The organism is Mesorhizobium sp. WSM4844 (assembly GCF_055811775.1).
Window position 1 is genome coordinate 1 of sequence record NZ_JBVVQB010000100.1, and the last position, 10681, is coordinate 10681.

Sequence of the window (10681 nt, forward strand, 5' to 3'; positions counted from 1 at the left end):
CAACATGCTCGGCCGCGCCAAGAAGGTGTCGATCTCCAAGGAGAACACCACCATCGTCGACGGCGCCGGCAAGAAGGAAGAGATCCAGGGCCGCGTCGCCCAGATCAAGCAGCAGATCGAAGAGACCACGTCGGACTACGACAAGGAGAAGCTGCAGGAACGTCTCGCCAAGCTCGCCGGCGGCGTTGCGGTGATCCGCGTCGGCGGTGCGACCGAGATCGAAGTCAAGGAAAAGAAGGACCGGGTCGATGACGCCCTCAACGCGACCCGCGCGGCCGTCGAAGAAGGCATCGTTCCCGGCGGCGGCGTCGCACTTCTGCGCGCTTCGCTGGCCATCACCGTCAGCGGCGCCAACTCCGACCAGACCGCTGGCATTGCCATCGTGCGTCGCGCGCTGCAGGCTCCGGCTCGCCAGATCGCGGCCAACGCCGGTGCGGAAGCATCGATCGTTGCCGGCAAGATCCTCGAGAACACGGGCCCGACCTTCGGCTTCAACGCCCAGACCGGCGAATATGGCGACATGATTGCCATGGGTATCGTCGATCCGGTCAAGGTCGTGCGCACGGCTCTCCAGGACGCGGCCTCGGTCGCCGGCCTGCTGGTCACCACTGAAGCCATGATCGCGGAGGCTCCGAAGAAGGAGTCGGCTGGCGGCGGCATGCCTGGCGGCATGGGCGGCGGCGGCATGGGTGGTATGGGCGGTATGGATTTCTAAGGTCCACGCACCTCAACAATCTCGAGGGCGGCAGCGATGCCGCCCTTTTTCCTTGAAGTCGGATCCGGCCGGAAATGTTCGGCGCGTACGCCGGCCGTATGGCCGTAGTAGCGATGGTCGTGAAAGCAGCAGAAAGAGAACGAGCGCGCGGGCACGGATGCGGCGGAGAGCCGCTGGCGTCGTGGCTTCGAAGACAACCAACGTGTTCGAATACCGTTCAAGAGTATGAGGGAGCGGTTGCGAAAACGTGCAATCGGCCTAGATGATATTCGCACCTCCCTCAAGTCCGCCGAGAGCATGAGGCAGCAGCGACCCCGTCGAGATCAACAGAAGCGTGGGCTCGTGAAGCGGCCACAGTCAATCTGGGCCGGCATCGACCTGACTGCCATCCGGAACGATATAACGGTCGCAGCGGTGGCCAGAACGACCATCGGAAGAGCGTCCGCCCTTCGTTCATCTCGAAGAAGGGATGACCGACCACTCCGTTTTTCGCCAGCACGAATGCGGCAGCTCCATTGCGATCGCGGCAATTCGGATTGGCGCGGGGCGCCGCTCCGACCCTCAGGGCTGTCCCAGTCGGCACAAGCCATCGCTCAGCGGCGATCAAGCCATCGGCTTTCGGAATGACCGGCGACGCTTCGTCTCAACGATTATGCCGGTCGGGCTGTCGGCCGTATTCTTCGCCTTGAACACGGCGGTTCGCTTCGGTTTTGGTTTGGGTGGCGCTTGAGGCTCTACCCTTGGCTCCGGCGTTTGCTTGGTCTCTTGCTTGTGCTTGCGGGAGCAAAGCAAAGCCTTGGCGGTCGCCGCGTCCGCATCCGAGACCACGCCGGCCGGCTTTCCATCGAGATCGACCCGTGCGGCGCCGGCATCCAGTCTCGCCAAGTATTTGGCCATCCTGGTATATGCCAGCAAAGCTCTCCTCAATTCATCATCAGACAGTTCGCCGTCAAGCACCCGAATGTCATGATGGATGCCGATCTTGAGCGGCCTGGGCGCTTTCGGATTGAATGCCGCAGGCCACTTGGCCGATAGATAGCGGAAAAGCTGTGCAGGCGATTTGCCTCGGCTAGAGCTCAACATCATAAGCCTCGCCCGATTGTTTTCGTTTCCGATTCGGACCTTCCTGGCACTGATATATGCAATGATTATGTAAAAATGGGGCATTCGTCCCGCAGGGCAAAGCAGCGGGCGCCTCCTCATTCGGGCAGACGAAGTGCCTGGTGGACCGAGCAGGATCGGCACCAATCATGCCGAGCCGTCCCGATGGAGTTCACAGCCATACAGCAGGGTCGGTGGAACGCTGTTTCCCCATATTTCCGCCAGCCCATTAGCCCTTGGCAGCGTATCTGAAACGCCAGTAGCGAAAAGACTCGATGGCCTCCGCCGAGCCCGTCGGCGAGTAGGACCCGAAAGCGTCGCGGCTCCCCTCACTCGTTCGGCCGTTCCGTCGTACCAGGGCGTTTCTAGCGCGAAAGCTGCTCAGGCGACCGTTCCCTGATCTCGGCCGGATCGACGCCGTCCTGGGACAGGGCAGGCGAATGGCTGGCAAAAAGCGTTCCGCCGCAGCCCGGCGTCGATCACCAGAACCTGGCGCGGGCGCGGCGGAACTGCCGGGCGGCGGCCTAGCTGCCGCCGATGACAATAAGCGCAGCGAAATTCGGAAGGCTGTGAGCGACAGGCTTCGGACTCCCATTCGATTGACCGACTCGGCTCATGCCTGGACGGGCAGTATTCTGAGGGTGTTTGCACATCACGTTCATGGTTGCCACAATGGGGATCGCCTCAGAAGCGGCGCCCAATCGGAAACATTAGCACCTCCGCGTTTTGGCTCGGCTGCTTGAACTCCTCGCCGGCAACTGCCTCAATCAGCAAATCCAAGGCTTCGCGCCCCCTGCGGCTCATCGGGTCATCACCTCGCAGATAATGATACGCTCGATCTAGATGCACTCGCGCGGCGGAAAAATCGCTTGTCATTTTACCCTCTCAGTTGCCGCCCGCGTTAGCCGTCTACGAGGTGAGGGTCGCGCAATCGTCAATATCCTTAGACGTATTTGATTTAAATCGCAGATGAACCGGGAGTAACCAAACACCGGTTGTATGCGAGAGCCCCTGATTGTGTCGCCCTGGCCCGGTTGACTCTGCAACAGGGTTACCACAAGCCTTGCCAATGTGTCCCCAGCATCATCGTAAGCCGTCCCGAGTTTCTGACCTGTCGAGCCATGGCACGCGCAGGCTTGCGGCGGCAATCAGCCGGGTGGCGAAGATCGCGGCGAAGGCGGCAGCAAATCGGAAGCAGACTCCCGTTTGTGCGATCGGGCATTGATTCCTAGATAGGAAATTCCGCTATTACATCTCGCTGATGGGCGACAGCTTGCGAAAGCAAAAATGCAGGCGCCCCCTTGACCGACACCGAAAACAGCGAAATCAATCATCCATCGAACCCATGAACGCAACAACGCTGGCACACTGTCCTACTGGTTATTTCCGGCTCCAAGCGACCTATCGTGGCGCTCTTGTCGCCGGGTAGAGGCGGAGGAATGACGCACAGTTAGCGGCTCGTGAATCTGGAGGGTTCTGTGTAGTCGCGAGCCCGATTGGGTGGGCACGCACGGGTCGCGACTACATTGAAGCCTGATTGAACTGAACCGCGGGATGGCGGGCGGGGCTATGGGGATTTAGGGCTCGACAGTGTGTCCGAGGCGCCGGAGCGGGCTCGCCGATCGCTCTGGGGCAGTCGCCCGTCGTCGCGGTGCAGGACCATCTGCGACGCGAGAGACGGCGCCATTGGGTCGTTGACGCTGAGGTGCAGCGTTGCTGGCGACAACCAGGCTGCGACTTTGACTAGCGGCGCGCAAAGGCCCGGCAGCGACTGTAGCAGACGCCGGGATGGACGGGGCGAGCGTGTCGGTAGGCAGCGTATCATGAGGTGTCTGGCCAGATCGGGGCCTTGCGCGGGATCGGGCCGAGCGAGGCCATGGCGCCGCCGCAGCCCGGACAGATGTCCAGGGAGCGCCCTGTGAGACAGCGGTAACGCTGGCGATAGTCGGCGGTCGGGTCCGGCGTCAGCGGCATGGGCGCCACCAGAAGAAGACGGCACTGGGCGAGCTTGGCGACGCGGTGGCCGTTGGCGAGGAGGCCGTAATGGCGGATGCGATGGAATCCGTCTGGAAGGGCGTGCAGCAGGAAGCGCCGGATGAACTCGTCGGCGCTTAAGGTCATGAGCTTGTGCTTGGACTTGTCGTGGTGGCGATAGTCCTTCCAGCGGAAGCTGACCTTTCCGTGGTCCAGGCTCACGAGGCGGCTGTTGGCGATGGCGACGCGATGGGTGTAGCGGCCCAGATAGGCGAGGACCTGTTCGGGACCGCCGAACGGGGGCTTGGCGTAGACGACCCATTCGATCCGCTTCAGTCCAGCCAGTTGGGCGCAGAAAGTGGCAGGGTCGGCCAGGCTGGCGAGATCGCTGAAGAAGCGAAGCTGGCCGGCGTCGAAGGCGTCCCGCAGGCGCTCCAGGAATAGCCGCCTGAACAGGCGCGACAGAACCCGCACGGGCAGGAAAAATCCCGGCCGGCAGGCGATCCATCGCCGGTCCCCGGCCTTCCCCGGGGCAGGCTCGAGCGACAGGCCACCGCCCGGCACGACGCAGTGGACATGCGGATGATGGTGGAGATTTTGACCCCAGGTATGAAGCACGGCGACCATGCCGATCTCGGCGCCCAGATGCCTGGGATCGGCCGCCGCCACCCTCAAGGCTTCGGATGCGGCCTTGAACAGGATCGCATAGACCGCCGCCTTGTTCTGGAAGGCGATCTCAGCGATCTGGGCCGGGACGGTGAAGACCACGTGGAAGTATGGGACCGGCAGCAGCTCAGCCTGCCGCTCGGCCAGCCACTGGGCGCGGGCTAGGCCTTGGCACTTAGGGCAGTGGCGGTTGCGGCAGGAGTTATAGGCTTGCCGCACGAGGCCGCAGTCGGTGCAGTGTTCGGCGTGACCGCCCAAGGCCGCGGTCCGGCACGCCTCCACCGCGGCCATGACCCGCCGCTCGACACGCCCGAGATGGCCGGCATGGTCGCGGCGATAATCAGCCCCGTGACGGTGGAATACATCCGCCACTTCCAGATCCGGGCGCATGGCGCGCGGCTCAGCCGGGCGGCGTGATCTCCATGTGGAGTTGGTCAAAAGGACTGGCGGTCCGGCCGATCACAGCCGTTGAGACCTGGGCGTATAGTGTCGTCGTCGCCAGGCTGCGATGGCCCAGCAGGACCTGAATGATCCTTATGTCCGTGCCGGCTTCCAAAAGGTGGGTGGCGAAGCTGTGCCGCTAATTCCGAGCTCGGAATTATCGCCATAATTCCGAGGCCCAGATTATTCCGAGTGGGCCCCCAGATGGCGCGAAAATCCCAAGCGTTTCTCGGGATATGCTCACATGTGTGTCGGCATAATCAGAGGCTCCTGAGGAAGGCCATGAGGTGATCGTCGGGACGATACCGGCTGGCGCGAACATCAGCGGACGGCGACTTGGCAAGTGCGTCTTCCTTGAGCTTCATATCGGCCTGCAAATAAATGGATGTCGTTTCCACCGACTCGTGGCCGAGCCAGAGGGCGATCACGGAACGGTCCACGCCGTGGTGAAGCAAGTCCATCGCCAGCGTGTGTCGAAGCACATGAGGCGTCACATGCTTTCCGGACAATGAGGTGCAGTGACGACGCGCAATGGCAAGATGTTTGTTGAGCAAGTATTGCAGGGCGTCATGGCTCAGCACCGTGCCGGTGATGGTCGGAAAGGCAGGTTCTGAGGCCTGGCCCTGGCGCTCTTGAAGCCAAGTGCGCAGAACCGCGATGGTCTCTTTGCGCAGGGGTGTGTTGCGGACTTTGCGCCCCTTGCCTTGACATCGTACGTGGGCGCCGGGGCCGAGCACGACGTCCTGGCAGCGCAGACCGAGGAGTTCGGAGGCGCGCAGTCCGGTTTGGACGGCCAGAAGCAGCAACGCCCGATCGCGCCGCCCGCTCCAGATATTGAGGTCAGGAGCGGCGAGCAGAGCGGCCACTTCGATCGGCGTAAGAAAGTCGATTGGTCGCCGCAAATAGCGCTTGCTCGGCATCGCGAGCACGCGCTGGGCCAAGGCGCTGTGCTCTGGTGCGTGCAGGGCCACGTAGCGGAAAAATGAATGGATAGCAGCGAGGCGAACGTTGCGACTGCGGGCGCTGTTATTGCGGTCCTGTTCGAGATGATCGAGGAAAGCGCCGAGAAAGGGGGTGTCCAGATCAGGCAGCGTCAACGCCGAAGGCGCCTTGCCCAGAAATCGCTGCGCATAGTGCAGCAACAAACGAAAGGTATCGCGGTAGCTCGCGAGCGTGTGGGGACTCACCTGTCTCTGTCGCATGAGCCGGTCCATGAAGAACCCCTCCAGCAGAGTGGGAAATGTGCTGGCGCTCTTCATGCCGGTTCTCCCCGCTCGGATGGCTCCACTCGCAGTAGGGCGCACTGCAGTAACTCTGGCGTTGCGGTGAGATACCAGTAGGTGTCGGTGACGTGTGCGTGCCCGAGGTAAGTCGAGAGCACCGGCAGGTGGCGCTCGACATCGACCCCGTCGCGGTACCAGCGCAGCAGGGTATTGACGGCCATGCGATGGCGAAGATCATGCAGCCGTGGGCCCCGGCGGTCGCCGGCGCCGCGCAAGCCTATCTGGTGAGACAGTTTGACGAACGTCCATCGGACGCTCCAATGGGTCAGGCGGGCGCCGGCCTCGGAGACAAAGAAGCTTAGACTTCCCGGGTTGCGGCACAAATCATCTCGGCGTGTTGCGTAATCTTGCAGAGCACGCCCAGCGGAGGCGTGCAGCGGCACGTAGCGCGACTTGCCGAACTTTGTGCCGCGGACGGTCAGCACGCCGTTCGCCATGTCCACGTCATTGCGATCGAGCTTCAGCGGTTCGCTGCACCGCATGCCGGTGACCGCATATAATCCGAAGAGCGTGGAATAGGTGTGAGGCCGTAATCCGGTCACAGAGGGCAGTCGCCGCGCCGCCTCGAGTAAACTAGCGATCTCCTCGTCGCGATAAATGTAAGGCGGCGGACGTTGATACCGATCGGGAAGCAACCCCGAGACGGCACGGTGTTGCGTGGGTCTAGCGCGGCGCAGTACTCTGCAAAACGACGTGCGATCCCCAAGCGTCGCGCCCACTCGGCGGGCTGCGCGCTGGCAGGCTGGGTTGCCCATGCCAATGCGAGATCGGCGGTGACGTAGGTCGCGCCAGCCTGATCGGCGAACGCGAGGAACTGTTGCAACAGGTGTCCGGCCAGACGGAGCTCGTGCCCGAGGGCACGACGCATGGCCAGATACTCGTCGAGCGCAGCCTGCAACGGGCTCATGACGCAGCTTCCGGCCAAGCCATCCCAACGGTCCGTAGCGCCGCGATCCACCTTGGCGTAGATCTGCGTGGTGGTCGGCTGGCTATGGCGCAGGAGTTGTCCGATCTCGGTAAGCGAAGCGCCTCGGCGCAGCAGCTCGGTGGCCAGGGAGTGGCGTAGCAGGTGAGCCCCTTTGAACTTTGGGTTCAGTCCGGCGCGCTTGAGCGCGCGATAGACGACACAGTCGACGGCGCTGGAGCCGACCAGACCATGCAATGGCGCTCGCATGCGGATGAAGACCCGCCGCGTCGAGCAGATCGGACGAACGTGCCGCAAATAGTCGACCAGCGCCGCACCGACATCCGCCGGTAATGGCAGTCGTCCCAGCCGCTGGCCCTTGCCGCGGACGACAATCTCGCCCAGTTCCCAATCCAAATCGTCCAAGGTCAAAGCGACGACCTCGCCTGCACGCAGCCCCAAGCGGGCCAGGAACAACAAGATCGCATAATCTCGCTGGCCGACCGGCGTGCCGCGATCGCAAAACGCGAGCATCTGCTCGACCTGTTCAGGCGGAAGCGACTTAGGTAGGTTCACCAAGCTCCAGTTGTCCACCCCAGGCACTGCGCGAGCGAGATCCGTCGCGATTGCGCCCCGCTGTTGCAGAAAGCGCAGAAACGAGCGCAATGCTGTGATCATCAGCTGCGCCCGGCGACGGCTTCCCGTCTTTGCGTAACGGACAACGAAACGATGGACATCGATTGGGCGCAGCTCATCTAGCCGCATCGACTTGTCCTCAAACCGCCCGATCAGAAAGCATCGAACAATCGGCAGATAGTTGCTCAAGGTCGCCGGTGAGAGGCCACGCTCCGCACTCAGGTAGCGCCCGAAATCTCGGGTGAGCTCACCCAGAGGACTCCGATCAACCTCTGGCGGGACGGCTCGAATGCAACCGAGGTCACGTAAGTACCTGAGCAGTTGCCGACCGGTGGCCGCCTCGCCACGCCGCAAATGTCCCCGGCGGTGGCGGGCTGCATGATATTGGCGGAGAACCTCCTCATCGAGCACATCCAGCGAAAGGCTGCACCCATCGAGCCAGCGACTGAGATCCGCTACGAGCTCGCATTTATCGTGCACCGACCCCGGCGTGTAACCCTCACCGCCAAGACGTGCGCCGAATCCAACAATGTGAATGACCAACGGGCTCACATGGGGGCCCTTGCTTGGCGCCGTTGCGCCGCCGTTCCGATCCGTCATCGTTCGCCTCCTCAGAGTCGGGACAATCCCCGCCCGGAGACGACAGCCGAATAATACCGAGGCATAAACCGTTAAGGCTCGGCCCAGGCCTTTGAACTTCAACGAGTATCAAGCGAACTCGAACGGGGAGCTCGGAATAATCTGGGCCTCGGAATTATGGCGAAGGGTGTGCACCGTCACCCGCTTCTCAACGCCCAGGAACTCGCAGGCTGCTCGACAGGCGATCCCCAAGGTCTGTGGATGGATCGGGCCGCGGCCATCGCGCCGGGGAAACAGCCATCGTCCCGGCCTGGTCAACCGCCAATAGACGCGCAAAATCTCCAGCAGCTGCGGCGACAGCATCACATAGCGGTCCTTGCCGCCCTTGCCTTGCTCGATGCGAATGATCATCCGGCTGCTATCGATGTCCGTCACCTGCAGACGCGCCGCCTCCGCGGCGCGTAAGCCCACCGCATAGGTGGTCATCAGAGCGACCCGGTTCCTCGTCCCCTTCACGGCCTGCAGAAAGCCGACCACCTCATCGGCGCTCAGCACGACCGGCAACTTGCGCGGCGTCCGGGCGTAAGCGATCCGCTCAGGCAGATCAGATCGACCCAGCGTCACGCCGTAGAAGAAACGCAAGGCGCAAACCGTCCGGTTCAACGCGCCCCACGAGACCCTTCGGCCCACCAAGTGGGCCTGATAGGCGCGCACCTCTTCGTATCCCAGTTGATCGGGTGATCGTCCAAAAAATCGACTGAACTTCGCCACGTGATGCACGTAGGATCGCTGGGTCTCCGGTGACAAATTGCGGATCGTCAGATCTTCAATCATCCGCTGACGCAGAGGGCTTATCTGGGCCATCTGGGGTTCTCCTGTCTGGAAGGTTGGCTCGACACCAAATCTTCTCAGACAGGGGCCTCCTCAGGCCAGACCCGCGCATCAGCTACCGCGGCAGCGGTTTAGTTCAATCTGATTTGCACCGCCATGGGAATCGCAACCCGTTAATTCGTCACCACGACCTAGGGGTGCACTCCATCACTGTTCGGAATCATTGGAATACGCACTCAATGGAAATTATGCGCCTAACCGGCTCAGTTCTGCGTGGAAACCAACATACGAGGGCTGTTCTTGGTCGTCATGCCGCTTGCGGAGATTTCATTCATGGCGGCGACACCGGCACGACGAACAGCTTTCCGATGACGACCGACCGTCAGACGAAGAGCTTCGCCTGAATTCGCGAGAAGATGCCATCGACTCCGAGATCTGAGTGGCATCAGGTGCGCCTAGAGTCCACACCACCTAAGGCTCGTGATATGGAGCGTGCCAGAACTACGCGGTTTTGTGGAACGCTCATCAATGTATCGTGCCTACCTGGGATCGGCACAGCATGAATGGCCGCCGCATCTAGAACCCGGTCCCAACCGCGCATGGGTGAGCTTGCCTCTGGACCTATTGAGGCTTCATCAGGTGGTACCCGACGACTGATGAGAGGCTCAGTGGCATAAAACTGATGTACCTCAATTGGCAGCGACGGAACCCGATACGGCTGTAGCGCCGCATGAAATTGCGCGCTTTTTTCATACATCAGAACAACGTTTTGGAGATCACGATCCAGAGGTATCGCCCCGATTTGCTGTGCCTTTTCAAGCAGCTGTGCGATCGAACTTTGTCTAGTAAAGCGTTCCAACACTTCGAAGCTCTCATCATCCAAGGATTCAAAAGAATCCAGTACTACTTCTCGTATCATTTGGGTGGGCGATATGCTTGATGGATTTGCAGGTAGCGTAACATCGATGAGAGCGAGGAACGACACAGCGTCATCGAGACTCAGCAATCGCTGTGCGATTGCGTAAGCCAATATTCCGCCTGATGAGTATCCAGCCAATCGATATGGACCCCGGGGCTGAATCTCTCTAATCGCCACGATGATCTCTGCGGCTATCGCCTCAAGGGTTGGTGGACGAACTTCATCGAAAGACGGCCATGGCAAAGCATAGACGGGACAGTCTACGTCCATTTCCTTTACCAAACTGGGGACATAGGAACAATCGCCCAAACCTGTGGGAACAAAGAACAGCGGCGGCTGCGAGCCGGTTGCTTGAACGGATATCACTCCCGGATTGCTGAGCTGTGGTCCCAAGTGAATCTTCGTTGCAAAGTCCGTCAGAACAGGGGCTTGGAAGAGGTCGGCGGTGCTGAACTTCAGCCCAAGATCTGATGCTCGGCTCGAGAGCTGCACCGCCAGGAGCGAGTGGCCGCCGAGCTCGAAGAAGTTGTCGTTGCGTCCGACCCGCTCGACACCGAGGAGCTCGGCCCAGATCTCGGCCAGCGCCGTCTCGACCTCGCCTTGCGGCGCCGCATAGGCCGCCCGCGCATAGG

9 protein-coding genes and 1 pseudogene are annotated in these 10681 nt (G+C 61.5%); 1 reads left to right on the forward strand and 9 read right to left on the reverse strand.

Annotated features, from left to right (window positions below):
- Positions 1 to 715: TCP-1/cpn60 chaperonin family protein (locus AC0L2A_RS35205; RefSeq protein WP_473612791.1), on the forward strand; the 715-nt coding region annotated here is incomplete at its 5' end.
- Positions 716 to 1318: 603 nt separating this feature from the next.
- Here AC0L2A_RS35205 and AC0L2A_RS35210 read toward each other — a convergent pair.
- The 9 genes and pseudogenes from AC0L2A_RS35210 to AC0L2A_RS35250 all read right to left on the reverse strand — a co-directional run.
- On the reverse strand, positions 1319 to 1882 hold the full coding sequence (locus AC0L2A_RS35210) for a ProQ/FINO family protein (RefSeq protein WP_473612792.1): 564 nt from the start codon (positions 1880 to 1882) through the stop codon (positions 1319 to 1321).
- Positions 1883 to 2500: 618 nt separating this feature from the next.
- Positions 2501 to 2692, reverse strand: a complete 192-nt coding sequence (locus tag AC0L2A_RS35215; RefSeq protein ID WP_287202927.1) for a hypothetical protein — start codon at positions 2690 to 2692, stop codon at positions 2501 to 2503.
- Positions 2693 to 3637: 945 nt separating this feature from the next.
- Entirely contained in the window at positions 3638 to 4846 is a 1209-nt protein-coding gene (locus AC0L2A_RS35220; RefSeq protein ID WP_473612794.1) for an IS91 family transposase, read from the reverse strand.
- 10 nt (positions 4847 to 4856) lie between these two features.
- A pseudogene (locus AC0L2A_RS35225) lies at positions 4857 to 5024 on the reverse strand (tyrosine-type recombinase/integrase); the annotation flags it as partial.
- Between the two features lie 133 nt (positions 5025 to 5157).
- Positions 5158 to 6156, reverse strand: a complete 999-nt coding sequence (locus AC0L2A_RS35230; protein WP_473612796.1) for a tyrosine-type recombinase/integrase — start codon at positions 6154 to 6156, stop codon at positions 5158 to 5160.
- Entirely contained in the window at positions 6153 to 6722 is a 570-nt protein-coding gene (locus AC0L2A_RS35235; protein WP_473612797.1) for a tyrosine-type recombinase/integrase, read from the reverse strand. The genes AC0L2A_RS35230 and AC0L2A_RS35235 overlap by 4 nt, the downstream gene beginning before the upstream one ends.
- Positions 6719 to 8320 (reverse strand): site-specific integrase, encoded by a 1602-nt coding sequence (locus AC0L2A_RS35240; RefSeq protein WP_473612798.1) that lies wholly within the window; start codon positions 8318 to 8320, stop codon positions 6719 to 6721. Before AC0L2A_RS35240 ends, AC0L2A_RS35235 begins: the two co-directional genes overlap by 4 nt.
- Before the next feature lie 108 nt (positions 8321 to 8428).
- Positions 8429 to 9163 carry a tyrosine-type recombinase/integrase gene (locus tag AC0L2A_RS35245; protein ID WP_473612800.1) on the reverse strand — a complete coding sequence of 245 codons (735 nt, stop codon included), beginning with the start codon at positions 9161 to 9163 and terminating at the stop codon, positions 8429 to 8431.
- A 412-nt stretch (positions 9164 to 9575) separates the two neighbouring features.
- Positions 9576 to 10681, reverse strand: a 1106-nt coding sequence (locus AC0L2A_RS35250; RefSeq protein WP_473612801.1) for a thioesterase domain-containing protein, incomplete at its 5' end; no start/stop codon positions are given.